Genomic DNA, 24516 nt, shown 5'->3' on the forward strand with positions numbered 1-24516 from the left:
TGGGTGCATGCACCGCATCACGCTGCTCGGCCGGCCGGGTTGCCACCTCTGCGACGACGCGCGTGAGGTCATCTCCCGCGTGGCGGGAGACCTGAGTGTGCCGTGGGAGGAGGTCGACATCGACTCCTCCGAGGAGTTGCGGGAGAAATACTGGGAGATGATCCCGGTCACACTGGTCGACGGGGTCCAGCACGACTTCTGGCGGGTCTCCGAAGACCGGCTGCGCGCCGCGCTGAGCGGCTAGTACATCGCGGTCGGCAGTGGCACGACCTTGGCGGCGTTGACGTTCAGCTCGATGATGTTGGTGGCCAGCACCATGGCCTGCCGCTCGTTGACGAACCGCTCGACGTGCGGCTGTCGCTGGTGGTCGCGGTAGGCCACCTCGTCGCGGTAGAGCTCGTAGACGATGCGCTGGAGCGGGGCCGACTTGACCGCGTGGCAGGCGTAGATGAGCGTGTCCGGCTCGCCCCGGCGTACGGCCTCGACGGTGAGCTCGGCCAGCCGGTCGAACGCCTCGCCCGAGCCGTCCATGAGCGTGAAGACCGTCAGCATGCCGTAGATGCTGGGTGAGGGCCTGCTGGAGGCCGCCTGCTGCTGGGGCTGGGGCTGGGGCTGCGGCGCCTGTGGGGCGTGCTGGGGCTGAGGGGGCTGCTGAGCCTGTGGCGGCTGCTGGGGGGCGCGGGAGCCCAGGGGGAACACTTCAGCGCCCGGGTAGACCGCGCCGGTGGCCGGCATCCCGAAGTCCTGCGGGCCGGTCGGCGGTCCGCCGCCGTGCCTGCCGTTCATGATGTAACCGGTCGAGGGGCCCTGGTCGGGCGGCGCCATCCGGGCGGCGTAGTCGACCGGCTGGTCGCCCGCCCGGTATTCGGCCACCAGGTCGCCCAGACCCGACCTGCGGGGCTGGCCGGGGGGCAGTGGCTGCTGCTGCTGGGGCGGCGGCTGCATCCCCAGCTCGGCGACGGGCTGGGGGAAGGGGTCCTGCTCCCGCATGGCCCGGCGGCCATGGGCGGAGCGTTCGGCGGGCCGCTCGGCGGATCGCTCGCCGCGGTGGCTCTCGGGCGCGTCGTCCTCGTCGTCGTCCTCGTACGGCGCCAGCGGGCGGAGCACCGCGTACCAGATGCCCGCGGCGGCCACCACGAACAGCGCGGTGGCGAAGACGCCCGGCACCGCGAACCGCATCGCGCCGATGATCGCGATGCCCGAGGGCGCGATGACCATGACGGCGTGCAGGTTGTCGGTGTCGAGTTCGTCACCGTTGCGCCAGCGCAGCCCGGCGATCACCACGGCCGCCAGCATGATCAGCCCGGCGATGGAGTGCGCGCCGATCAGCAGGTAGCGGGGGATGACGTCCCAGTGCCCCTCGGCCACGGGGAGCACCTTGCCCATTTCGTCGGCCTTGTTGACCGGGTCGAAGATGAGCACCACCGTGGAGACGATGGTGAACGCGATCCCGAACAGCCAGGCGGCGAATTTCGGCGGCACCTTCTCCGACAGGAGCTGGATCAGCCCGATGCCCAGCCAGAAAGGCGCGAGAAGGGATCCGGTCAGTTGGTAGAGCTTGAAGGCGACGACCCCGAACCCCATCAGGTAGCCGACACCGATCGCACCGAGCGTCAGGCAGAGCGCGACGGCTGACACGGTCCAGGCGATCAACCACCCCTCCACCTCCTCGCGCAACCGGCGGACCAGGGCGCCTGCGGCGATCGCGGCGAGGAGGGCACCGACAAAGGCTAGGACAGCAACGAGGATCTCCATGGTGACTCCAATGCTGCCGGACTATGCCTCCCAGCCGGTAGCCGAAGAGGGAACGGGTCGGTCCACACGGTATCGGCCGATTACGGCTAGTCATGCCTTCGGGAAGCGGATTGTGGAATTTCCGGTTGATTTCTAGAGTGTTCGAGCACGCCGCACCCCTTACCCCTAGGGATACCGGATGCCTGACTCTTGGTCGTTCGCCGGGCTACTCACACCAGCGGTCGCTGGTCCCGCCCGGACGAGCGAGCTTGCCGTGCGCGAAGAGATTCCCGATGACCTCCGCATACTCGTGTTACACGCCAAGACCGGAGACACGGATGCCTTTGGCACGCTCTATGACCGCTATGTGGATCTGGTCTATCGCTACATCTACTTCCGCGTCGGTTCCCACCCGCTGGCCGAGGATCTCACCAGCGAGACCTTCTTACGCGCGCTTCGCCGGATCACCGACTTCACTTGGCAGGGCCGTGACTTCGGCGCCTGGCTGGTGACCATCGCCAGGAACCTGGTCGCCGATCACTTCAAGTCCGGCCGCTATCGCCTGGAGATTCCGACCGGGGAAGTGATCGACGTCCCGCTCGACGGGCCGCACATTCCGGAGAACGCCGTCGTCACGGCCATCATCAACGACCGGATGCTGCGCGCCGTCCAGGATCTGAATCCCGAGCAGCAGGAATGCGTGGTTCTGCGGTTCCTGCACGGCCTGTCGCTCGCCGAGACCGCGTTGATCATGGGGAAGAAGAGTGGAGCGATCAAAGCGCTGCAATTCCGAGCGATCCGCGCATTGGCCAGGGCACTCAAACACGACCTGGCGTAACCTCCACCAGCTGGGCGTCGTTAGGCAGGTGTCACGACCGGGTCTTTTCTCGGGGGCGTCAGGGAGCTGTCATGGGTAGGGGGCGCAGATCGCGCGAGCGCGTGCTCGGTCACCTCACGGAGCTGGGCCGGCTCCCGCTCGGCGGGGGTCCGGCCGCCGCCTTCCGCGAACGTCTCCGCGCCGAGCTCCTGTCCGCGCACCCCGCCCTCCTCTCCGCCGATCCCGTACGGCCGGCCCGCCGCTCCCGTCGCCGCCCGGCGCGGCGGCTCTCCTGGCTCTCCCAGGTCGCCACGTTCGGCCTGACGGCGGCCATGATGCTGTCGGCGTTCGCCACCTACCAGGCACTGCCCGGCGACACGCTCTACCCCCTCAAGCGCGCCGCGGAGAGCACGCTGGTCCGGCTCAGCGCCGACGACGTGCAGCGGGCCGAGCGCGAGCTGATCTCGGCCAAGACCCGGGCCTCCGAGGTCGCCCGGCTGCTCGGCTCGTCCGGCGACGGGCCGCTGGTCACCAAGACGCTCACGGAGATGGAGGAGTCGACCCGCTCGGGCATCAGCCGGCTGGAGCGGGCCGAACCACGCTCACCGAAGATCAACCGGTTCGCGCGCGACCAGAAGAACATGGTCGAGCCGATGCTCGAACGAATGGACGGCGACCAGCAGGACAAAGCCTCCGGATACCTCGACTACATCGACGGGCTCGTGGCACCGAGATAGGTAAGCTGAGGCCCATGTGGCGGCTAATGCGACGACGGCACGAGGTGGAGGCGGAGATCGCCGGCGAGGCCGCAGCGGCGGCCGCGGTGGCGGTTACCCCTACGGAGCCCGACCAGCGGGCGGCCGCCTTCTTCGACGTCGACAACACGATGATGCGCGGCGCCTCCATCTACCACTTCGCCAGGGGCCTGGCGACCCGTGGCCTGTTCACCACCTCCGACCTGTTCAAGTTCGCCGTCGGCCAGGCGGTGTTCCGGCTGCGCGGCAACGAGAACCCCGAGCACATCGCGGTGGCCCGCGAGACCGCCCTGGCGTTCGTGGCGGGCGCGAAGGTCGACGACGTGATCCGGCTGGGCGAGGAGATCTACGACGAGGTGATGTCCGACCGCATCTGGGGCGGCACCAGGGCGCTCGCGCAGAGCCACCTCGACCGGGGCCAGCGGGTCTGGCTGGTCACGGCCACGCCGGTCGAGCTCGCCAGGGTCATCGCCCAGCGCCTCGGCCTGACCGGCGCGCTCGGCACCGTGGCCGAGACCACCAACGGCATCTACACCGGGCGGCTGGTCGGCGACCTGCTGCACGGCCCGGCCAAGGCCGAGGCGATGCGGGCACTGGCCCGCAGGGAGGGCCTCGACCTCACCCGGTGCACCGCCTACAGCGACTCGGCCAACGACCTGCCCATGCTGTCGCTGGTCGGGCAGCCGGTGGCCATCAACCCCGACAGCGAGCTGCGCGAGCACGCCAGGAAGCACAACTGGCCGATCAAGGACTTCCGCACCGGCAGGAAGGCGACGCTGACCGCCCTGCCGATCGCGGCGGGTGTCGGAGCGGTGGCCGGCGGCATCGCCGCCGGCATCGCGCTGCGCAGGCACTACCGCTCGACGCAGTAGCTAGCGCAGAGTGGCGAAGAGCTGGTCCGCGTCCGGTTGGCTCCACACGATCCGGTTCTGGTCGTTCGGATCGGGCGTCCAGGGCACTATGACGAAGCGCAGCTTGCTCTTCTCCATCGTGCCGGCGATGCCGAGCATGGTGTCGAGGTCGAACTCCGCGTCTGTCTTGATCGACTTGCCGGCCGTGGTGAGGAAGTCCCGCAGGGCCGCCGGATCCTTCAGCCGCTGCTGGGCCTTCTTCAGCATCGACGTCATGAGCACCTGCTGGCGTTTGATGCGCTGGATGTCGGACCCGTCGCCGTAACGACGCAGCCGGAGGTAACCCAGCGCCTGCTCGCCGTTGAGCACCTGCTTGCCCGCGGTGAGCTTCAGCTTCGTGCTCTTGTCGTCCACCGCCTTCGGCAGCGTGACCTCGATGCCGCCGAGGGCGTCCACGACGGCCTCGACCCCGGAGAACTCGACCTCCATCATGTGGTCGACGCGCACCTTCGTCAGGGACTCGACCGTCTTCACCGAACAGGCGAGACCACCGGTGTTGAACGCCGAGTTGATCATGTCTCTCCTGGCCGGCCGCGACCCGCACGCGGGGATCCGCACCATGGAGTCTCTGGGGAAGACGACCACCGTGACGTTCTTCCGGTCGGCCGGCAGGTGCAGCAGCAGGAGGGTGTCGGAGCGGGCTCCATTGCGGAACCTCTCCGAACCCGCCCGGCTGTCGCTGCCGACCAGGAGCACGTTCAACGCGCCGCTCACCTTGGCCGGGCGGACGCCCGCCGGCGGGGAGACGGTCTCGCGGCTACCCAGCAACAGCGTGGGCACGGCGACCGCGGCGACCGTTGCCATCGTGGCCACCCCGACGAGGCCCGTCATCAGCCACATCAGCCGCCTGCGCCTCGGTCTGGCCTGGAGCAGGCGCTGCCGCTGGCGCATCAGTGTCGCCGGAGGCTGGTGTTCGAGCTCCCGGCCGAAGTCCCGAAGCAGCTTCAGGTCGTCCATCGTCACTCCTCCTCCAGCATCGGGTTGGTGTCGCCGAGCGACGCGCGTACCTTCCGCCTGCCCCTGTTGAGGCGGGAGCGCACAGTGCCGATCGGGATGCCGAGCGCCCGCGCGACCTCGCCGTATGTCAGATCGCCCCACGCGATCAGCAGAAGCACGTCGCGGTCCTTGGCGGGCAGGGCGGCCAGCGCGCTGGCCAGTTCGGGGCGCGACGCCTGCGCGGTCACCCCGGCGGCCACACGGTCGGCCGGAGATTCCACGTCGGCGTCGACAGGGGCGCGCTGCAGGGCGCGATATCGGGCCGCCTCGGTGCGGTGGTGGCGGGAGAGGAGTTTGGTCAGGATGCCGAAGAGCCACGGCCTGGCGTCTGGGTAGCTCGGGTCGTAGCTTCTCCTGCGGGAGAAGGCGACCAGGAACGTCTCGCCGACGATGTCCTCGGCCGGTTCGGGGCCGAGGCGCTTGGAGACGTACCTGTAGAGCATGGCGGAGTAGCGGTCGAAGAGCTCGGCGAACGCTTCAGGATCGGTTAAGGAAGCGCTCACCAGCTCGGCGTCCGCACCCCTGGTGGCGGGTTGCGTGATCATCTCCGCCCTTCTGCGGGGAAGTCGGTCACGGATGTATCACCACAACCCGCCAAAGAGGTTCGCGGCGGGGCTACAGCTCCTTGAGGCAGCCTGCGTCGATCACCAGATCGGCGCCCGCCGTGCTGCCGGAGCGCGGCGAGACGAGCAGGGCGATCGCGTCGGCGACCTCCTGCGGGGCGACCAGGCGGCCGGTCGTCAGCTTCATCATCTCAGGGGCCACCTGGGTGATCACGCTGTCCCGGTCGGAGCCGACCATGCTCGCGAAGACGTCCGCCGCGCCGCCCTCGTCGGTCCACCAGGGGGTGAGCACGGGCCCGGGAGAGACGGTGTTCACCCGGATGCCCTGCGGGCCGTACTCCTCATCGACCGCCTTGCTGACGTAGGTCAGGGCCGACTTGGCCGCGCCGTAGTCCATGTTCATCGCCGACGGCTGCCTGGCGCTGACCGAGGAGACGTTGACGATCGAGCCGCCGCCGCCCTCCAGCATGACCGGTACGGCCGAGCGGATCATCCGGATGGCGGAGAACAGGTTGAACTCGAACATCGCCTGCCAGGTGGCGTCGTCCGAGTTCATGAAGCCGGCGTGCGGCAGCGTCACGCCGGGCGGCGGCCCACCGGCGTTGTTGACCAGGATGTCGAGCCGCCCGAACTCCTCGACCGCGCGGGCCACCACCTCGGCGGGCGCCTGCGGGTCCATCAGGTCGACCGGAACGTGCACCGCCTTCTCGGGCAGTTCGGGGGTGCGGGTCCTGGAGGCCGCGACGACGTGTACGCCTTCCTCGATCAAAGTGGTGGTCACGGCCAGGCCGATGCCCTTGGACGCCCCGGTGACGATGGCGACGCGGCCGGCGAGTTGCAGATCCATGGTGTTCCTTCGGTTCCGGTGTTCTTACGCCGGGAGAACACCGCGTGCGCGCTACCGGTTGCAGGAGCAGCAGCGGGGACCGTCGAGGAAGTGCAGCTCGCCGTGGGCGAAGTCGAGGTGGGCGCGGCGGTTGAGCGTGGGGCACTCGGACGTGGCGACGTACTGGACGATGTCGTGCACCGCCCAGGCCGCGATGACCGTGTTGGTGGCGCCGAACGACCACGGCGTGGGGCCGTGCCCGCCCTCCAGCCGCCTCTCCCGCGACAGTCCGGCCTCACGGGCCTGTTCGAAGCAGACGTGGCAGTGCCCGTCGCGGGGAGACAGCAGCGGGCCCCAGTAGCCGTGTTCGTGGCCGACCGCCGCGCGGCTCATGGCCACGCCCCGCTCACGGCACCACCGCCAGACCACGTCGGCCAGTTCGGCGGGCTCGTCGGCGCCGATGAGGACGAGGTCCACGTGCGGCAGGCCGTCGAGGTCGGCGCCGCTGGCGACGCGCCGCCGTACGGGCACCACCTCGGTCTCGGGCGCGAAGTCGCGCAGCCGCGCGCTGAGCGCCTCGACCTTGGGCGCGCCCACGTCTCTCGTCGTGTACGGCAGTTGCCTGTTGAGGTTGTGCAGCTCGACCACGTCGGGATCGACGGCCACGATGCGGCCGACCCCGGCGGCGCCGAGGTGCTGGGCGGCGACCGCGCCGATGCCGCCCACGCCGAGAAGCATGATCGAGCAGGCGGCGATCCGCGACTGGAGCTCGCGCGCGTCGGGGGCGAAGAGCGTCAGGTAGCCGTGCTGGCGGGCGAGCCGGCCGGTGGACTCGGCCGGCGACTGCGGCGGCTCCGAGGTGAGCCAGCCCATGTGCGTCAGCGCCGCCACCAGGTCGGCCAGCAGCCGGTCGGCGTTGATCTCGCTGTCGTCGACGCCGCTGCGAAGCAGCGTCACCGCCTGCTCGACGCGTTCGAGGTCGCCCCGCAGCGACAGACCGTCACGCGAGCCGGTCGACAGGATCACCTGGTCGCCGGCGTTCGTGACGAGCACGGAGTCGACGAGCCGTCTCATGCGCGCTCCCTAGGTGCCAGCCCATGGGTATCCAGCGTTTCGCGACGGAGCGGTCCATCGGGACGGCCATGTCCGACGCCGTCGTGCCTTACTCGGTTCCCCATCCTTGATGGCTTGACCGATCATGTCAAGATCCCGTCGAGTCAGAAGAAAGGCGGGAAGGCGGGCCCGCGGCGCAGTCTCAGCTCGTTCAGCATCTGCTGGATGACCTCGCGGACATGATCCGTGAGGTTGAACACCAGCACCGGGTCGTCGGCGTCCGACGCGTCGTACTCGTCGGTGCGGATGGGCTCCCCGAACTGGATCATCCACTTCGACGGCAGCGGCACCAGGCCGAGCGGGCCGAGCAGCGGGAAGAGCGGCGTGATCGGCAGGTAAGGGAGGCCGAGCAGCCTGGCCAGCGACGGCAGATCGCCGATCTTGGGGTAGATCTCCTCGGCGCCCACGATGGCGGTGGGCAGGATCGGCACCCCGGCGCGGATCGCCGACGCGACGAACCCGCCGCGGCCGAAGCGCTGCAGCTTGTAGCGCTCGGAGAACGGCTTGCCGACGCCCTTGAAGCCCTCGGGGAACACCCCGACCAGCTCGCCCTTGCGCAGCAGCCGGTCGGCGTCCTCGCGGCAGGCCAGCGTGTGGCCGGTCTTGCGCGACAGGTGGGCGAGCATCGGGAGCTGGTAGACCAGGTCGGCGCCGAGCAGCCGCAGCGGCCGGTCCGCCTCGTCGTACAGCGCCACCTGCATCATCAGCGCGTCGACCGGCAGCGTGCCCGAGTGGTTGGCCACGACCAGCGCGCCACCTTCGCCGGGAACGTTCTTCAGGTCGACGGTCTCCACCCTGAACCAGTGGTGGTAGAGGGGCCTGATCAGCTCCAGCAGCACCTTGTCCGTCAGCTCGGCGTCATAGCCGAACTCGTCGACCTCGTAGTCGCCGGTGATGCGCCTGCGGATGAAGGCCAGCACCCTGGCGAGGGGCTCCGGCTCCTCGAAGGAGGGTGCCGCGCTGATGGGAATCACGCGGGCCTCGTCGTCTGGGACGGTCAATGCCGCACACCTCCGAGCGGGTGCAGCCCCCGCGAGAGCAGAAAGTCGTCGAAAGCCGCTCCGGTGGTGAACTTCGGCTTCCAGCCCAGCTCGGCCTCCAGCCTGGAGCAGTCGACCACCCGGCCGTAGCTCATCAACCGGACCTGCTCGGGCGAGTAGTCGACCAGGCCGGCCCGGCGCGCGGAATCGCCCAGCAGGCGGAAGGCGGGCGCGAACAGCGGCAGCGTCGGCCGCCCCGCCCGGCGCGCGCACTGCGACAGCAGCAACACGCCTGCCCCGGCCACGTTGAACGTGCCGGGGTGATCGTCGGTCGCCATCCGGCGCAGCACCTCGACGGCGTCGTCCTCATGGACGAACTGCAGCCTCGGGTCGAAGCCGAACACGGTCGGCAGCACCGGCTGGGTGAAGTAACGGGTCAGTGGCGAGTCGACACCCGGACCCATGAAGTTGGCGAAACGCAGCAGCGACACCGCCATGTCGGGCCGACGGCGCGCGAAACCACGCACGTAGCCCTCGACCTCGACCGCGTCCTTGGCGTAGCCGTGGCTGGGGCCCTCGTGCGACTCCAGGTCCTCGGTGAACACCGCCGGATCCCGTGGCGACGAACCGTAGACGGCGGTGGTCGAACGGACCACCACACGCCGCACGGTCGTCGACCGCTGGCAGGCACCGAGCAACTGCATGGTGCCGATGACGTTGTGCTCTTTCATCACGGCCCTGCCCGCGCCCCTCGACGGAGCGCTGACCAGGCTCATGTGCACAACCGTGTCGATGTCGGCAGCCGCGATCACCTGAGCGATGTCAGGGCTGCGCAGATCGACCCGGACGAACTCCGTCCGGCCGAGGGAGATGCCGCCATCTCGCGTCAGCGAGGGCGGCGGCACGGTGTCTACTCCGATGACGCGGCTGATGTCCGGGTCTGCGGCGAGAACGCTCGCCAGCCGGGCGCCCACGTGGCGCGAGACCCCGGTGACGAGCACGGTGTGGGTCATCAGCGCCTCGCAGCTGCGTCTGTTACTTCTTGTTACGCCGCTGGATGCGCGTCTTCTTGAGCAGCTTGCGGTGCTTCTTCTTGGCCATCCGCTTGCGGCGCTTCTTGATCACAGAGCCCACGGGACCCCCAGGTACTGATAGCAAGTCTGATCGATGCGCGAGCGCACACCGGCTCACAGACTACCGGCGATCGCCTGTGGATCGCGCCCTGGGGGGTGAGCCCGGCCGCTCAGCGGCGGCCGGGCGTCGCCCACGACGGCATTCACGGCGTGTGGCATACGCCGCTACCTCAGTCTTAGCCTGCCTCGATGTAGGCCTCCCGCAGATAGTCGTGGACCGCCTGCTCGGGCACCCTGAACGACCGGCCGACACGGATGGCCGGCAGCTCGCCAGAGTGCACCAGGCGGTACACCGTCATCTTGGACACCCGCATGACCGTGGCCACTTCCGCCACGGTCAGGAACTTCACCTCGCTGAGAGGTCTTTCGCCTGCACCCATCGGACGCCTCTTCCGCACGTGTTTACGGGTTATCCCCACTGGTGCCATTGCTCACGCACGTGTACTGCCGTCAGCGTAAGTCGGGACTCCGATAGCGCAAACCCCCTATTTTCTCAGTTGACGGAGCCACCTGTCAGCCAAACCAGCAAAGATGCTGGTTAACCACTGGCTTGAGCACCTCGCCTAGACGTTGGAACTGTCCAACTTGTCACACATAAGAGTCGCCCAGGCCGCATCAAAAGTTGGCAAAGGGACAGCGAGCCTCTTGGAATGCAGGCGCGAAAAGACCGTATGGGGATGACCGAATTGAACTCATGGGGTCTGTGAGGCCCGTGTGACCAGGTGGGTGGTCAACGGTTCGTAATAGCGCGGTAGCACATTGTCGTCCAACGGGACGACAACGTCGATCTTTCCCTCCGCCTCGCCCAAGAAGAGCCCGGGGTCGTTGCTGTCGGCGAACGCCACCGTCGGCACACCCGCCTCTCCGGCCGCCCCCGCCCACCCGTGGTCGGCGATGACGAGGTCCGGCGAGGCGTCTCCCAGCACGGTGAGCATCCGCTCCATCGGGGCCGAGTCGTGGGTGTGCACGAACCCGCCCTTGTCATCGAGCATCGCGATGTCCTGGAGATAGCGGATCTTGCGCGCGCGTCCGAAGCCCGACCCGGAGTAGGTCCATCCCTCGGCCGGCGTCAGCAGCGTCGCCCCGCGCTCGACGGCGAACCGGGCGAGCGGCAGGTGGACGGCGAGCAGGCCCGTGGGGTGCCCGGTGGCGAACAGCAGCCGCGGATTCTCCCGCGACAGCACGCCGGCGATCCGCTCGGCCATGGCGTCGAGCGCGTCGATCGTCAGGTCGGGGTCGATGGTGTCCTGGCCCCGTCGGTGTCCCGGATCGGCTTTCACCCCCGCCGACTTGGCCATCCGCGCGAGGACGTCCCGGAACGACCAGGGCTGTTCGAGGGTCAGTCCCAGCAGGTAGTACGGGTCGCCGTTGGCCGCCGAACTGTAGTGGTCGAGGTTGTTCTCGCGCGAAGTCGCGACCTCGCCGGCGATCCGGGTCCGGATCAGGTGTTCACGGAGTTGGTCGCGGCTGAGCACAGCTCTCCCTAAGGCATCGGGTCGAGGCCGTGCAGGGGGAAGACCGCCTGTCGGGTCGACATGACCGCACGGTCGATGGGGTCTGCTGGGTCATAACCACTCGACAGGTCACGAAATTCCGGATTTCTGCCATCCGTCATGGTCAGCGGGGCCGTCTCCCCCGTCCGCTCTCGCACGAAAGCCCGCCACGCCGGGGGTGTCTGGGTGGCCGGATCGAGCGGGTGCCCGGACAGCTCGGCGATCAGGTGCGTCCAGGCCCGCGGCACCACCTGGACCAGTTCGTAGCCGCCGCCGCCGGTCGCGATCCACCGGCCGCCGGCCGTCTCGTGGGCCAGCCGGTGCAGGTACGCGTAGGCGGCGCGCTGCCCGTCGACGCTGAGCATCAGGTTGGCGAGCGGGTCGAGCGCGTGGCTGTCGCAGCCGTGCTGGGTCACCAGGATGTCCGGCCGGAACTCACGCAGCAGCGGCGGCACGATCGAGTCGAAGGCCCGCAGCCAGCCCGCGTCTCCGCAGCCCGCGGGCAGCGCCACGTTGACCGCCGAGCCCTCGGCGCCGGTCTCCCCGGGGAACCCGGTGCCGGGGAACAGCGTGCGCGGGCTCTCGTGCAGGCTGATCGTCAGCACCCGGGGGTCGTCGTAGAACAGCGCCTGCACGCCGTCGCCGTGGTGCACGTCGACGTCCACGTAGGCGACGCGGCCGGCCCCCTGCGCGAGCAGCCAGGCGATGGCCAGCGCCGGATCGTTGTAGACGCAGAAACCGCTGGCGCAGCCGGCCATCGCGTGGTGCAGGCCGCCGGCGATGTTGACCGCGTGCTCGGCCGTACCCTCCCAGACCGAGCGGGCGGCGGCCAGCGTGGCGCCGGCGATGAGCGCGGAGGCGTCGTGTACGCCCTTGAAAGCGGGATTGTCGGGCGTGCCGAGCCCCGCGGACAGGTCAGGGCCGCCCGAGGCCGAGACGCGCTTGACCGCCTCGATGTAGTCGCGCTTGTGCACCAAGGCCAGCTCGTCGTCGGTGGCGGGCACGCAGCCGGCCACCTCGATCTTGTCGAGCACGCCGAGCTCGCGGGCCAGCGCCATCGTCAGCTCCACCCTGACGGGCGCCAGCGGATGGCCCGGCCCGAAGTCGTAGGAGGTGAGAGCGTCGTCCCAGATGGCCCGTGCCGTCGAACTCATGCCCGCTCCCGTCGCCTCGCCCCTTGAGGCGACGTTACCGCAGCGTCAGCAGAGCACGTCCATACGGTGACGTCGGCTACTCCGGCGAAATATCGCCACTTTTTCCTGCCTGAACATAAGCTTGGATCATGCGCTTCATGCGTCGGATCACGGCCGCATGGCGTTTCTTCCATCGTCCGCGCGTGTTCGACAGCACGCTGGTGGCCGTGCTCGCCATCGGCGCGAGCATCGGCCTGTACTTCGGGTGGCGCGACGGCTTCCTGGACGTCGCCAAGGGCGCCGGTCTCTTCATCCTCTGCACGTTCCCGCTGCTGTTACGGCGGAGCAGGCCGATCGCCGTCGCGGCGATCGAGACCGTCGCCGACGCGCTCGGCATGGCCACCGACGTCCTGATGACGAACAATCTCACCTCGGCGATCGCCTTCTACAGCGTGGGCCGCTACACCCCGGGCAGGACCGCCGCGCTCACCGCCGCCGGCGGCAGCGCGGTCTACGGGGTGGTGACCGGCCTGACCAGGCCGGAGGCCGGTTCCTGGATAGCTGGGATGATCTACCCGCTGAGCGCCGTGGCCGTCGGGCAGTTCGTCAGGATGCGCGCCGAGCTCAGAGAGCGCGGCCGGCGGGAGGCGGCCGAGAGCGCGGTCCGCGCCGAGCGGCGGCGCATCGCCAGGGAGCTGCACGACGTCGTGGCCCACCACATCAGCGTGATCAACGTGCTGGTCGGCGGCGCCCGGGCCACCCTGCCGCCGAGCGAGGACGCCGCCCATGACGCCCTGGCCGGCGCGGAGCGGACCGCCCGCCAGGCACTGGCCGAGATGCGCCAGCTCCTCGACGTGCTCAGGGCCGACGACCCGGTCAGGACCGGCGGCGTGCTCACTTCCGACGGCCTGCTCAGGGCCGGCGGCGTGCTCACCACCGACGGCCTGCTCAGGGCCGAGGGGGGCGTCGACGCGGCGACCGGGGTGGGCGCGGCCCGGCTGCCCGCGCTGGTCCAGGAGGCCGAGACCGCCGGGCTGCCCGCGAGCCTGACCGTGACCGGCGAGCCCGTCACGCTGCCGGCGGCCGTCGACCACGCCGTCTACCGGATCGTGCAGGAGGCGCTGACCAACACCCGCAAGCACGCCACGGGGGCTCGGGCGAGCATCCGCCTGGCGTACGAGAGCGAGGCGGTCGAGGTGGAGGTCATCGACGACGGCCTGCCCACGCCGGGCGGCCGGACGGCTCCCGCGCCGGGGTTCGGGCTGGACGGGATGGCGGAGCGCGTGGCACTGTGCGGCGGCCTGCTGCGCACGGGTCCCCGCCTGGAGGGCGGGTTCGTCGTGCACGCCCGGATCCCCCTGGAGAGAACATGATCGCCGTACTCCTGGCCGACGACCACGCGCTGGTGCGCAAGGGCTTCCAGCTCATGCTCGACGCCCAGCCGGACATGCGCGTGGTGGGCCAGGCGGCCGACGGCGCGGAGGCGGTCGTGCTGAGCAGGCGGCTGCGCCCCGACGTGGTGCTCATGGACCTGCACATGCCCGGCCTGGACGGGGTACGCGCGACCGAGCAGATCACCGGTGAGCTGCCCGACGTGCGGGTGCTCGCGCTGAGCACGTTCGACCTTGACGAGAACGTGGTCGCGGCCCTGCGGGCGGGCGCCGCCGGCTTCCTGCCCAAGGACGTCTCGCCCGAGGAACTGGTCGAGGGCGTCCGCGTGGTGCACCGCGGCGAGTCCGCCGTGGCGCCGCGGCTGCTGACCCGGCTGATCGGCACGTTCGTACGGGCGTCACGACCGCGAAGCAGGCCGGTTCCCACGCGGCTGGGCGGGCTGACCGAGCGCGAGCGCGAGACGCTCGTCCTGATCGCCCGCGGCAGGTCCAACGCGGAGATCGCCGAGGAGCTGGACGTCTCCCCCTCGACCGTCAAGAACCACGTGACGAGCCTGTTCGCCAAGATCGGCGCCCGGGACCGGGCGCAGGCGGTGATCGTGGCCTACGAGGCGGCGCTGATCACCCCTGGAGAGTAGGAGCAGGGTCCCAGAGGCCGCCCGCGCGAACGGTTCCCCAGCAGGAAGAAACTTGGGCGGACCACAGCCACGCTGGAGTCATGACCGCAATTCGGGCAACGAATCTGACCAAACGCTACGGCGACACCGTGGCCGTCGCGGACCTGTCCTTCGACGTCGAACCCGGTCAGGTGACCGGATTCCTGGGTCCCAACGGCGCGGGCAAGTCGACCACGATGCGCATGATCCTCGGCCTGGACCACCCGTCGGGCGGCTCGGTCCTCGTGGCCGGCAAGCCGTACACCGAACTGCGGCATCCGCTGCGGAAGGTCGGCGCGCTGCTGGACGCCAAGGCCGTGCACGGCGGGCGCAGCGCCCGCAACCATCTGCTGGCCATCGCGCAGACCAACGGCATCCCGGCGGGCAGGGTCGAGGAGGTGCTGGAGGTGGTCGGCCTGGTCAAGGTGGCCAAGCGGCGGGTCGGCGGGTTCTCGCTCGGCATGTCGCAGCGGCTCGGCATCGCCGCCGCGCTGCTCGGCGACCCGGAGATCCTGATCTTCGACGAGCCCGTCAACGGGCTGGACCCGGACGGCATCCTGTGGATCCGCACCTTCATGCGGAAGCTGGCGGCCGAGGGGCGCACGGTGTTCGTGTCCAGCCATCTGATGAGCGAGATGGCGCAGACGGCCGACCATCTGGTGGTGATCGGCAAGGGCGCGCTGATCGCCGACACGAGCGTGTCGGAGTTCATCGGGCGCAGCTCCCAGGCGTACGTACGGGTGCGCTCGCCGCGGCTGGCCGAGGTGGCCGAGCTGATCAGGGTCGGCGTGCCGCACGGCGACCACCTGCGGGTGACCGGGGTGACGCCGCTGGAGATCGGCACGATCACCGCGCGGGCCGGGTTGCCGCTGGAGGAGCTGACGCTCGTCCAGCCCTCGCTCGAAGCGGCCTACATGGAGCTCACCAAGGACAGCCTGGAGTACTCGTCATGATGGACATCCTCAGGTCCGAGTGGACCAAGATCCGATCAGTCCGGTCCACCGTGTGGACGCTGGCCGTCACCGCCGGGCTGATGCTGGGCTTCTCCGCCCTCATCAGCGCCGCGGCCAAGAGCACGGCCACCGGGCCGGTCCCGGGCGATCAGGCGATCGGGATGAGCCTGACCGGCACGATGATCGCCGCGCTGTCCATGGCCACCCTGGGCGTTCTGGTGATCTCCAGCGAATACCGCACCGGGGGCATCCGCACCTCGCTCATGGCCGTGCCCAAGCGCATGCGCCTGCTGACCGGCAAGATCGTGGTGTTCGTCGCGATCTCGCTGGTCGTCTGCGTGGTCGCGTCGGCCGGGGCGATCGGCGTCGGCGTGGCGATCTTCCAGCCGCCGTCGATCGAACTGGGCGAGGTAGTGCGGTCCACGCTCGGGTCCGGTCTCTACCTGACCGCGTGCGGGCTGTTCGGGCTGGGACTGGGCACGCTGGTCAGACACACGCCGGGCGCGATCGTGTCGGCCATCGCGCTGATCATGGTGCTGCCCGTATTCGCGAACCAGCTCCCAGGTGACTGGGGCAGGACCGTGGCCGAATACTTCACCACGAACGCCGGCCTGCTGGTCGTGTCCGGCCAGAGCAACGGCTCTCTGGGCCCGTGGAGCGGGTTCGCGGTCTACCTCGTCTGGGTGGCCGTCGCCGTGCTCGCGGGCGCCGTGCTGATGCGGCGGCGCGACGCGTGATCACTCGGCGGGGAGGGCGAGCACCCGACCCGCACCGCGATCACTCGGCACGGAGGGCGGGCATCCGACGCGGACCGCGATCACTCGGCACGGAGGGCGATGACCGGGTCCAACCGGCCCGCCCTCCGCGCGGGGGCGACGCCGAAGAACACGCCCACCGCCGCCGACACCCCGAACGCGAGCGCGACCGACCACCAGGTGACCGAGGCGGGCACCGGCGTGAGCGCCTGGATGGCGAACGCGCCGCCCACGCCGAGCAGGATCCCGATGACACCGCCGATCGTCGTCAGCAGCACCGCCTCGATCAGGAACTGGGCCAGCACGTCCCGCTGCCTGGCCCCGAGCGCCTTGCGCAGCCCGATCTCGCGGGTCCGTTCCCGGACGCTGACCAGCATGATGTTCGACACGCCCACGCCGCCCACCAGCAGCGAGATGCCGGCGATCGCGGCCAGCACGCCGGTGAGCATGCCGAGCACGCTGCCGATCGTGCCGAGCAGCTGGGTCTGCGTGACGGCCGAGAACTTCTCGCCCGGATACCGGTCCGTCAGCGCCGCCACGACCCGCTCCTGGAGCGGCTCGATCTCGTCGGGCCCCGAGGCGCCCACCGCGATGCCGTTGACCCTGGCGATGCCGAGCAGCCGCTGGGCCGTCGTCACCGGGATGTGCACCTCCTGGTCGCGAGACACCCCGAAGGTCTGGCCGATCTTGGCGTAGACGCCGACGACCCGGAACCGCACCCCGGAGACGGTGAGCTGCCGCCCGATCGGATCGAGGTCGCCGAACAGCTTGTCGGCCACCTCGGAGCCGAGCACCGCGACCCGGCGCCGGGTGTCGACGTCGGTCTCGCTCAGGTGACGGCCCTTGTCGAGCGGGCGCTCGAAGATGTTGGTGAGGTTCTGGTCGGTGCCGACGATCGTGACGAACGCCTCGGTCCCGCCGACCCGCACAGTCTCCCCCGACTGCAGCGAGACCGTCACCTTGGCCGGGTCGCCGACCACGCGACGCACGTACGCGACGTCGGCCAGGTTGAGCTTGCTCTGGGTCGGCGCCGCGCCCACGCTGAGCCGGCCCGGGACGACCAGGATGATGTTCGTGCCGAGGCCGGAGATCTCCTTCTCCACCGCGTCCTTCGCACCGGTGCCGACGGCCACCAGGATCACCACGGCGAGCACGCCGATGATGACGCCGAGCATGGTCAGCACGCTGCGCAGCCGGTTGACCCGCAGCGCCTCCAGCGCCATCCCGAACGCCTCGCGCCCCCTCACTCCTCGCCGCCACCGCCTTCTGGGTCACGGTCCGCGGTGTCGAGCTCGATCAGCCCATCGCGTACGTGGATCTGCCGCCGGGCGTGCCCCGCGACTTCCGGTTCGTGCGTGACCAGCACCACGGCCACCCCGCTGTCGCTGTTGAGCCGGTCGAGCATGGCCATGACCTCGGCGCCGTTGCGGGTGTCGAGGTTGCCCGTCGGCTCGTCGGCCAGCAGCACCTTGGGCTCGCCGACCAGCGCCCTGGCGATCGCCACGCGCTGCTGCTCACCGCCGGACATCTGCGAGGGCCGGTGCTCCATCCGATGCCCGAGCCCCACCGACTCCAGCGCCGCCCGCGCCCTGGACCGGCGCTCGGCCTTGCCGACCCCCCGGTAGACCAGCGGCAGCGCCACGTTCTCCAGCGCCGTGGTCCTGGCCAGCAGGTGGAACGACTGGAACACGAACCCGATGGTCTTGTTGCGCAGCTCGGCCAGCTCGGTGTCGGACAGCCGCGACATCTCCACCCCGTTCACCCGGAGCCGCCCGGAAGTAGGCCGGTCGAGGCAGCCGAGCAGGTGCATCAGCGTGGACTTGCCGGACCCGGACGGCCCGATGATGGCCACGAACTCGCCGCGGCCGATGCGGAGCGACACACCGCGCAACGCCTCCACGGCGACGCCGTCGAGCTGGTAGCGCCTGGTGAGGTCGACGGCTTCCAGAGCGGCTGCTTCTAAGACGGGGGTCGTCATGGCAGTCGCTGGCCTTGCCGTACCGAGTCCGCGCCCTTGACCACGATCCGGTCACCCACCGACAGTCCGTTCAGCACTTCGACCACCGCCTCTCCCTGTGCGCCGAGCTTGACCACGCGGCGCTCCGCCGTACCGTTCCTGACCACCCAGACCACGCTCTCGCGCCCGCTGGAGACGATCGCCGAGGCCGGGGCCGCGATGGCGGCCGGCGACTCTCGGACCGTCAGCCGCGTCACGGCGCTCATACCCGGTTTTGGAGTAGGCGCCTTCGCGCCGTCGTCGAATGTGCCCGCACCGAGCGTGAGCTGCACCGGGTAGCTGACGCCGCCCGTCGTGCCCGCCATCGGCGTCACGCCGACGCCCGTCACCCGCGCCGTGTAGCCCGCGCCGGGGACCGCGTCGAGCTCGACCGTCGCCTCCGTGCCCCTCTTGACCAGCAGCACGTCGGTCTCGTCGATGTCGGCGGAGAGAGTGAGCTCGGAGACGTCCGTGACCGTGACGATCGGGTCGCCCGCCGACACGGGGACGCCCACGGCCACCGGCGTGCCGCCGCTCGCGGAGCCGCCCGAGGTGTCGGCGGGCAACTGCTGGCCGCCGGTGGGCAACTGGCTGAGCAGGCCGTTCAGGCTGCTCGCGGCGCCGCCGCCGGTGGGCCGGCCGAGCGTGACCACCCCGCCGAACGGCGCCTTGACGGTGAGCGACTTCACCGTGCTCTCCGCCGCCTTGACCGCGGCCTTCGCCTGGGACTTGGAGGCCGCCCGCAACGACGCCATGGACGACGTCAACCCGCCGAACCCGCTGGTGACCCCGGCCAGCACGCTGTTGATCGACCGGTTGAGCTGGGCGGTGATCGACTTCAGGGCCCTGGTCTGCGCCTTGTGCTGGGCCTCGGCCAGGCCGATGGCGCTGAGCAACTGCCTGCGGGCCTGGGCGTCGTCGATCTTCTTGGCCTCCCTGCGCGCCCTGGCGAAGTGCCTGGCCACCTCGCGGTCGAACGCGCCGGTGTCGAAGGAGGCGAGCCGGACGTTCGGGCGGCCCAGGCTAGGGGTGGCGGGCGAGGCCGACTTCGACGCCTGCCGGGCCTGTTTGAGCTGGTCCTGGGCCTGTGGTGAGCGAATCTCGGCCACGATCTGGCCCTTGCGCACGTGGTCGCCCTCGCGTACGTAGAGCTTGGCGATCGTGCCCTGGGCGGGTGAGCGGAGGGTGGCCGTGGCGCGGGCGCCGATCGTGGCGGGCGCCTCGACGACCTCGGTGACCGGGGCGCGCTTGACGTCGGCCAGTTGTACGGCGGCCGGCTCCTCGGTCGAGCAGCCGGTCAGCGCGAGCAGGACGAGCAGCGGGGGGATGCCGCGACGGATCGTCACCCGACCCATCGTAGGAGCAGGGCGGTCCGGGTGACTCTGGGCCTCCCAGGCTCAGCCAGAGGCGAGCTCGCGGCTTCGGTCGCGGGCGGCCTCGATGGCGGCCAGGAAGGCGGCGCGGACGCTGTGCCGTTCGAGCTCGGCGATCGCCGCGATCGTGGTGCCGCCGGGAGAGGTGACCGCCTCGCGCAGGATCACCGGATGCTCGCCCGAGTCGCGGAGCATCACGGCGGCGCCCACGATCGACTGGGTGACCATGTCGAGCGCCGCGGCCCTGGGCATGCCGAGCAGGATCCCCGCGTCGACCATGGCCTCGACCAGGTAGAAGAAGTAGGCGGGCCCGCTGCCCGACAGGGCGGTGGCCGCGTCCTGCTGCGACTCGGGCATGCGCAGCACCTTGCCGACCGGCTTGAGCAGGTCCTCGGCGTGCTTGAGGTGCTCCTCGCCCGCGTGGGCGCCCGCCGAGATCACGCTCATCGCCTCGTCGAAGCGGATCGGCGTGTTGGACATCACCCTGACCACCGGCACCTCGACACCGAGCCGCTGCTCGACGAAGGCGGTGGTGATGCCGGCGGCGGCGGTGATCACCAGGCGGTCGGCGGGGACGTATGGGCCGATCTCGGCCAGCAGAGTCGCCATGTCCTGTGGCTTGACCGCCAGGATGAGCGTCTCGGCCGCCTTGGCGGCCTCGGCGTTGGTGACGGTCCGTACGCCGTAGGCCTCACGCAGCGCCTGCGCTCGCTCCGGTCTGCGGGCCGTCGCCATGATGTCGCCCGAATCGAACCCTGCCCGAAGTAGGCCGGACAGGAGGGCTTCGCCCATCTTGCCCGTGCCCAGAATCGCAATCACGCCGGTTAGCCTACCTAGCTAGTGCCTGCTCACCAGCGACCGGGCGAAGAAGGCCAGGTTGCGCGGGCGCTCGGCGAGGCGGCGCATGAGGTAGGCGTACCAGTCGATGCCGTAAGGCACGTAGACGCGCACCTGGGCGCCGAGCCCGGCCAGGCGGGCCTGCTCGGCGGGCCGCACGCCGTACAGCATCTGATGCTCGAAGCCCGTCGCGTCCCGCCCGGTCAGTACGGCCAGCGCCGAAGCGATCTCCACCAGCCGGGGGTCGTGCGTGGCGACCATGGGATAGCCGGTGCCGTTCATCAGCACCTTGAGGCAGCGCACGAACGAGCGGTCGATGTCGGCCGGGGCAGTAAAGGCGCCGGGCGCGGTGTAGGCGCCCTTGCACAGCCGCACCCTGGCCCCCTCGAGCTTCTCGCAGCGCTCGTGGGCGTCCGGCAGGTACGCCTGCACCACGACGCCCACGTCGGGATGCTCCTTGCGCAGCGTGGCGTGCACGGAGTGGAGCCCGGGGATCGTGTCGTGCTCCTCGGCGTCGAGGGTGATCGTCACTCCCTTGGCCGCGGCGGCCTCGCAGATGCTGGCCGCGTTGTCGAGCGCGAGCTGTTCGGAGAGCCGCAGCCCCAGCGCGGTCAGCTTGATCGACACGTCGGCGTCGCGGGGCAGCCGGCCGAGCAGCGCGAGGTAGTCGTGGACGGAGCGTTCGGCCTGCGCCCGGTCGGTGACGTCCTCGCCCAGGTGGTCGATGGTGACGAGCAGCCCGTCGCGGGTCAGCCGGGCGATGACCGCGCCGACGTCGTCGGCGACGTAGCGCCTGACCACGTCCCTGGTCAGCGGCGATGTGGTGATGACCCGCTCGGCGAGGTCGCTCCTGGAGACGGCCAACAGGGCCTGACGCAGCACGTGTTCAACCCTAACTTCACCGGCGCGCATTCCGCCGGATCACGGCGACTGAACCTCCGAGGCGTCCCATTCGTCCAAGGAGTATGCGCACAATGACAGCGACTCTTCTGGCCGGATGTCTGGTGCTCGCGACGAGTTGCGGGGCCCCGGCGCCTGCCAAGCAGGCCCCCGCTTCCGCCCCCCAGGCGCCGGTCACCACTGACCCCGTGGCGAGCGGTCCCGCCGAGACGACTCCCACGAAGTCCCCGCAACCGGTCAAGCCCACCGGCGACACGATCAACACGCACAAGATCCGCTGGACCAAGGCGCAGCCGACGTCCCACGGCCGCAAGCTCAAGCTGACCTGGTGGTCGGGCGTGGCCCCGTGCAGCGTCCTGGACCGGGTCAAGGTCAAGGAGACGGGCAAGCGCGTCACGGTCACCCTCTATGAGGGCACCGCCCCGAAGGCCAAGGACGTCGCCTGCATCATGATCGCGGTGGAGAAGACGACGACGGTCAAGCTCAAGTCGCCCCTCGGCAAGCGCAAGGTCGTGGACGGCGCCAAGTCCTGAACCCCCCGATGAGACCTCCGGCACACGACCCCTGTTGTGCCGGGGGTCTCGCTTTTCAGGGGGGAATGCGGGTGCTCGGGGCGGGGTTGAGTCGAGTAGGCTCAAGCTGTTTGACAAACACCCCCGGCATTCGTACGTTGAGTCTGACCGACTCAACTTTAACTACAGGGACGTACTCATGGCACGTGCGGTAGGTATCGACCTTGGGACGACCAACTCCGTCGTCTCGATCCTCGAGGGCGGTGAGCCCACCGTCATCGCCAACGCGCAGGGCTCGCGGACCACGCCGTCCGTGGTCGCCTTCGCGAAGAACGGCGAAGTCCTGGTCGGCGAGGTCGCCAAGCGACAGGCCGTCACCAACGTGGACCGGACCATCCGCTCCGTCAAGCGCGAGATGGGCACCAACTGGTCCCAGGAGATCGACGGCAAGAAGTTCTCCCCCCAGCAGATCAGCGCCTTCGTGCTGCAGAAGCTGAAGCAGGACGCCGAGGCCTACCTGGGCGAGAAGATCACCGACGCGGTGGTCACCGTCCCGGCCTACTTCAACGACGCGCAGCGCCAGGCCACCAAGGAGGCCGGCACGGTCGCGGGCCTCAACGTGCTCCGCATCATCAACGAGCCCACCGCGGCGGCGCTCGCGTACGGGCTCGACAAGGAGCAGGACCAGACGATCCTGGTCTTCGACCTCGGCGGCGGCACCTTCGACGTGTCCCTGCTCGACGTCGGCCAGGAGGACGGCCACGGCTTCGTCGAGGTCAAGGCGACCTCCGGCGACAACCACCTCGGTGGTGACGACTGGGACCAGCGGGTCGTCGACGAGCTGGCCAACCGGTTCAAGAACGCTCACGGCGTCGACCTGTCCAAGGACAAGATGGCCCTCCAGCGCCTGCGTGAGGCGGCGGAGAAGGCCAAGATCGAGCTGTCCAGCCAGGCCGAGACCAACATCAACCTGCCCTACATCACCGCTTCGTCCGAGGGCCCGCTGCACCTCGACGAGAAGCTGACCAGGGCCGAGTTCCAGCGGCTGACCGCCGACCTGCTCGAGCGGACCAAGGGCCCGTTCAACCAGGTCATCAAGGACGCCGGCATCAAGGTCTCCGACATCGCCCACGTGGTGCTCGTCGGCGGCTCGACCCGCATGCCCGCCGTCTCCGAGCTCGTCAAGGAGCTGACCGGCGGCAAGGAGCCCAACAAGGGCGTCAACCCGGACGAGGTCGTCGCCATCGGCGCCGCCCTGCAGGCCGGCGTGCTCAAGGGTGAGGTCAAGGACGTCCTGCTGCTCGACGTGACCCCGCTGTCGCTGGGCATCGAGACCAAGGGTGGAATCTTCACCAAGATCATCGAGCGCAACACGACGATCCCGACCAAGCGCTCCGAGGTCTTCACCACGGCCGAGGACAACCAGCCGTCGGTGCAGATCCAGGTCTACCAGGGCGAGCGCGAGATCGCTTCGTACAACAAGAAGCTGGCCACGTTCGAGCTGACCGGCATCGCCCCGGCGCCGCGCGGCATCCCGCAGATCGAGGTCACCTTCGACATCGACGCCAACGGCATCGTCAACGTCTCCGCCAAGGACCTGGGCACGGGCAAGGAGCAGACGATGACGATCACCGGCGGCTCCGCGCTGCCGAAGGACGACATCGCGCGGATGATGCGCGAGGCCGAGTCGTACGCCGAGGAGGACAAGAAGCGCCGCGAGGAGGCCGAGGTCCGCAACAACGCGGACGGGCTCGCCTACCAGACGGAGAAGTTCGTCCGCGAGAACGACGACAAGGTCCCCGGCGAGATCAAGACCGAGGTCAACGACGCGCTCGCCGAGCTGAAGAAGGCTCTTGAGGGCACCGACACCGACGTCATCCGCAACTCGGCCGAGAAGCTCGCGACCGTCAGCCAGAAGATGGGCTCGGCGATCTACGCGCAGAGCCAGGGCCAGCAGGCCGGCGAGGAGGGCGCTCCGCAGGACGCCGCGGCCGGTGAGCAGCAGAAGGCCGACGAGGACGTGGTCGAGGCCGAGATCGTCGATGAAGACCAGCCGAAGAAGGACAAGTGATGCCGACGCGTGACAACGGGCACGACGAGCCGGTGATCCGCGACAACCGTAAGATCGACCCGGAGACGGGCCAGGTGCGCGAACGTCCGCAAGACCAGGAGATCCCCGTTCCCCCCGCCCCCACCGAGGTGTCGGCGAAGGACGGGGACGTGCTGGCGCAGCTCTCCGAGCGGACGTCCGACCTGCAGCGCCTCCAGGCGGAGTACACCAACTACCGCAGGCGGGTCGAGCGTGACCGGGTCGTGGTTCGCGAGCAGGCCGTCGCGAGCGCCCTCCAGGAGCTCCTGCCCGTGCTCGACGACATCGGCCGGGCACGCGATCACGGCGAGCTCACCGGTGGCTTCGCGAAGGTGGCAGAGTCACTGGAAGCGGCGGTCACCAAGCTCGGCCTCAACTCCTTCGGGCAGAAGGGCGACCCGTTCGACCCGACCGTTCACGAGGCGCTGATGCACAGCTACTCGCCGGACGTCACCGAGCCGACCGCGGTCGAGGTGCTACAGCCCGGTTACCGGATGGGTGACCGGGTGCTCCGCCCGGCGCGGGTGGCCGTGGCGGAGCCAGAAGACGCCCCTCCGGCGTCCGACGACGACAACTGACGAAGAAGAACGAAGGGCGATA

General features: G+C 69.8%; 27 protein-coding genes. 11 read left to right on the plus strand and 16 right to left on the minus strand.

Annotated elements, in window-relative coordinates:
- Window positions 1-7 precede the first annotated feature (7 nt).
- Window positions 8-244 carry a glutaredoxin family protein gene (locus tag AB0F17_RS33780; RefSeq protein ID WP_214640663.1) on the plus strand — a complete coding sequence of 79 codons (237 nt, stop codon included), beginning with the start codon at window positions 8-10 and terminating at the stop codon, window positions 242-244.
- Here AB0F17_RS33780 and AB0F17_RS33785 read toward each other — a convergent pair.
- Window positions 241-1755, minus strand: a complete 1515-nt coding sequence (locus AB0F17_RS33785) for an antibiotic biosynthesis monooxygenase (RefSeq protein WP_358031259.1) — start codon at window positions 1753-1755, stop codon at window positions 241-243. The genes AB0F17_RS33780 and AB0F17_RS33785 overlap by 4 nt on opposite strands.
- Before the next feature lie 178 nt (window positions 1756-1933).
- Here AB0F17_RS33785 and AB0F17_RS33790 point away from each other — a divergent pair, with 178 nt between their 5' ends.
- The 3 genes from AB0F17_RS33790 (at window position 1934) to AB0F17_RS33800 (ending at window position 4178) form a co-directional block, all read left to right on the plus strand.
- Window positions 1934-2572: a sigma-70 family RNA polymerase sigma factor gene (locus tag AB0F17_RS33790; protein WP_358031260.1), complete on the plus strand. Its 639-nt coding sequence runs from the start codon at window positions 1934-1936 to the stop codon at window positions 2570-2572.
- Between the two features lie 71 nt (window positions 2573-2643).
- On the plus strand, window positions 2644-3288 hold the full coding sequence (locus AB0F17_RS33795) for a DUF5667 domain-containing protein (RefSeq protein ID WP_358031262.1): 645 nt from the start codon (window positions 2644-2646) through the stop codon (window positions 3286-3288).
- Between the two features lie 14 nt (window positions 3289-3302).
- Window positions 3303-4178: an HAD-IB family hydrolase gene (locus tag AB0F17_RS33800; RefSeq protein WP_358031264.1), complete on the plus strand. Its 876-nt coding sequence runs from the start codon at window positions 3303-3305 to the stop codon at window positions 4176-4178.
- On the opposite strand, the gene AB0F17_RS33805 is transcribed toward AB0F17_RS33800, so the two are convergent.
- From AB0F17_RS33805 to AB0F17_RS33850, 10 genes are all read right to left on the minus strand, one after another.
- Window positions 4179-5174, minus strand: coding sequence for an LCP family protein (locus tag AB0F17_RS33805; protein WP_358031266.1), 996 nt, complete (start codon window positions 5172-5174; stop codon window positions 4179-4181). It lies immediately after the preceding gene.
- Window positions 5175-5176: 2 nt separating this feature from the next.
- Window positions 5177-5758, minus strand: coding sequence for a sigma-70 family RNA polymerase sigma factor (locus AB0F17_RS33810; RefSeq protein WP_214640672.1), 582 nt, complete (start codon window positions 5756-5758; stop codon window positions 5177-5179).
- A 70-nt stretch (window positions 5759-5828) separates the two neighbouring features.
- On the minus strand, window positions 5829-6623 hold the full coding sequence (locus AB0F17_RS33815) for an SDR family NAD(P)-dependent oxidoreductase (protein WP_358031269.1): 795 nt from the start codon (window positions 6621-6623) through the stop codon (window positions 5829-5831).
- A 51-nt stretch (window positions 6624-6674) separates the two neighbouring features.
- Window positions 6675-7676 (minus strand): ThiF family adenylyltransferase, encoded by a 1002-nt coding sequence (locus AB0F17_RS33820; RefSeq protein ID WP_358031271.1) that lies wholly within the window; start codon window positions 7674-7676, stop codon window positions 6675-6677.
- Between the two features lie 143 nt (window positions 7677-7819).
- Entirely contained in the window at window positions 7820-8716 is an 897-nt protein-coding gene (locus AB0F17_RS33825; RefSeq protein WP_358031273.1) for a lysophospholipid acyltransferase family protein, read from the minus strand.
- Window positions 8713-9708: an NAD-dependent epimerase/dehydratase family protein gene (locus tag AB0F17_RS33830; protein WP_358031275.1), complete on the minus strand. Its 996-nt coding sequence runs from the start codon at window positions 9706-9708 to the stop codon at window positions 8713-8715. Before AB0F17_RS33830 ends, AB0F17_RS33825 begins: the two co-directional genes overlap by 4 nt.
- A gap of 22 nt (window positions 9709-9730) precedes the next feature.
- A complete protein-coding gene (locus AB0F17_RS33835; RefSeq protein WP_018654693.1) occupies window positions 9731-9829 on the minus strand; it encodes an AURKAIP1/COX24 domain-containing protein in 99 nt (32 codons plus the stop codon).
- A gap of 175 nt (window positions 9830-10004) precedes the next feature.
- Window positions 10005-10208, minus strand: a complete 204-nt coding sequence (locus AB0F17_RS33840) for a helix-turn-helix domain-containing protein (RefSeq protein WP_026214222.1) — start codon at window positions 10206-10208, stop codon at window positions 10005-10007.
- A 312-nt stretch (window positions 10209-10520) separates the two neighbouring features.
- Window positions 10521-11303, minus strand: coding sequence for a phosphatase (locus AB0F17_RS33845; RefSeq protein ID WP_358031276.1), 783 nt, complete (start codon window positions 11301-11303; stop codon window positions 10521-10523).
- 8 nt (window positions 11304-11311) lie between these two features.
- Window positions 11312-12475, minus strand: coding sequence for an acetoin utilization protein AcuC (locus AB0F17_RS33850; protein ID WP_358031278.1), 1164 nt, complete (start codon window positions 12473-12475; stop codon window positions 11312-11314).
- A gap of 128 nt (window positions 12476-12603) precedes the next feature.
- Between AB0F17_RS33850 and AB0F17_RS33855 the strand changes: the two genes are divergently transcribed.
- From AB0F17_RS33855 to AB0F17_RS33870, 4 genes are all read left to right on the plus strand, one after another.
- Window positions 12604-13827, plus strand: coding sequence for a histidine kinase (locus tag AB0F17_RS33855; RefSeq protein ID WP_358031279.1), 1224 nt, complete (start codon window positions 12604-12606; stop codon window positions 13825-13827).
- Window positions 13824-14483: a response regulator transcription factor gene (locus AB0F17_RS33860; RefSeq protein ID WP_358031280.1), complete on the plus strand. Its 660-nt coding sequence runs from the start codon at window positions 13824-13826 to the stop codon at window positions 14481-14483. The genes AB0F17_RS33855 and AB0F17_RS33860 overlap by 4 nt, the downstream gene beginning before the upstream one ends.
- Window positions 14484-14563: 80 nt before the next feature.
- Entirely contained in the window at window positions 14564-15454 is an 891-nt protein-coding gene (locus AB0F17_RS33865; RefSeq protein WP_358031282.1) for an ABC transporter ATP-binding protein, read from the plus strand.
- Complete coding sequence (locus tag AB0F17_RS33870; RefSeq protein ID WP_358031283.1) at window positions 15451-16191, plus strand: ABC transporter permease subunit; 741 nt, start codon at window positions 15451-15453, stop codon at window positions 16189-16191. Before AB0F17_RS33865 ends, AB0F17_RS33870 begins: the two co-directional genes overlap by 4 nt.
- An 80-nt stretch (window positions 16192-16271) precedes the next feature.
- Here AB0F17_RS33870 and AB0F17_RS33875 read toward each other — a convergent pair whose 3' ends face one another.
- Genes AB0F17_RS33875 through AB0F17_RS33895 form a run of 5 tightly spaced genes read right to left on the minus strand, consistent with a single transcriptional unit; the run spans window position 16272 to window position 21297 of the window.
- Window positions 16272-17456, minus strand: coding sequence for an ABC transporter permease (locus AB0F17_RS33875; RefSeq protein WP_358031285.1), 1185 nt, complete (start codon window positions 17454-17456; stop codon window positions 16272-16274).
- A complete protein-coding gene (locus tag AB0F17_RS33880; protein WP_358031286.1) occupies window positions 17453-18187 on the minus strand; it encodes an ABC transporter ATP-binding protein in 735 nt (244 codons plus the stop codon). The genes AB0F17_RS33875 and AB0F17_RS33880 overlap by 4 nt, the downstream gene beginning before the upstream one ends.
- Window positions 18184-19551, minus strand: a complete 1368-nt coding sequence (locus tag AB0F17_RS33885; protein ID WP_358031288.1) for an HlyD family efflux transporter periplasmic adaptor subunit — start codon at window positions 19549-19551, stop codon at window positions 18184-18186. The genes AB0F17_RS33880 and AB0F17_RS33885 overlap by 4 nt, the downstream gene beginning before the upstream one ends.
- A 51-nt stretch (window positions 19552-19602) precedes the next feature.
- A complete protein-coding gene (gene proC, locus AB0F17_RS33890) occupies window positions 19603-20397 on the minus strand; it encodes a pyrroline-5-carboxylate reductase (RefSeq protein WP_358031289.1) in 795 nt (264 codons plus the stop codon).
- A gap of 18 nt (window positions 20398-20415) precedes the next feature.
- Window positions 20416-21297, minus strand: coding sequence for a proline dehydrogenase family protein (locus AB0F17_RS33895; RefSeq protein ID WP_358031291.1), 882 nt, complete (start codon window positions 21295-21297; stop codon window positions 20416-20418).
- Window positions 21298-21389: 92 nt separating this feature from the next.
- Here AB0F17_RS33895 and AB0F17_RS33900 point away from each other — a divergent pair, with 92 nt between their 5' ends.
- From AB0F17_RS33900 to grpE, 3 genes are all read left to right on the plus strand, one after another.
- Complete coding sequence (locus tag AB0F17_RS33900; protein WP_358031293.1) at window positions 21390-21848, plus strand: hypothetical protein; 459 nt, start codon at window positions 21390-21392, stop codon at window positions 21846-21848.
- Window positions 21849-22026: 178 nt separating this feature from the next.
- Entirely contained in the window at window positions 22027-23898 is a 1872-nt protein-coding gene (gene dnaK, locus AB0F17_RS33905) for a molecular chaperone DnaK (RefSeq protein WP_358031295.1), read from the plus strand.
- Window positions 23898-24494: a nucleotide exchange factor GrpE gene (gene grpE, locus AB0F17_RS33910; RefSeq protein ID WP_358031296.1), complete on the plus strand. Its 597-nt coding sequence runs from the start codon at window positions 23898-23900 to the stop codon at window positions 24492-24494. Before dnaK ends, grpE begins: the two co-directional genes overlap by 1 nt.
- Window positions 24495-24516 lie beyond the last annotated feature (22 nt).

The sequence above is a fragment of the Nonomuraea sp. NPDC026600 genome, assembly GCF_040638335.1.
GTDB lineage: Bacteria > Actinomycetota > Actinomycetes > Streptosporangiales > Streptosporangiaceae > Nonomuraea.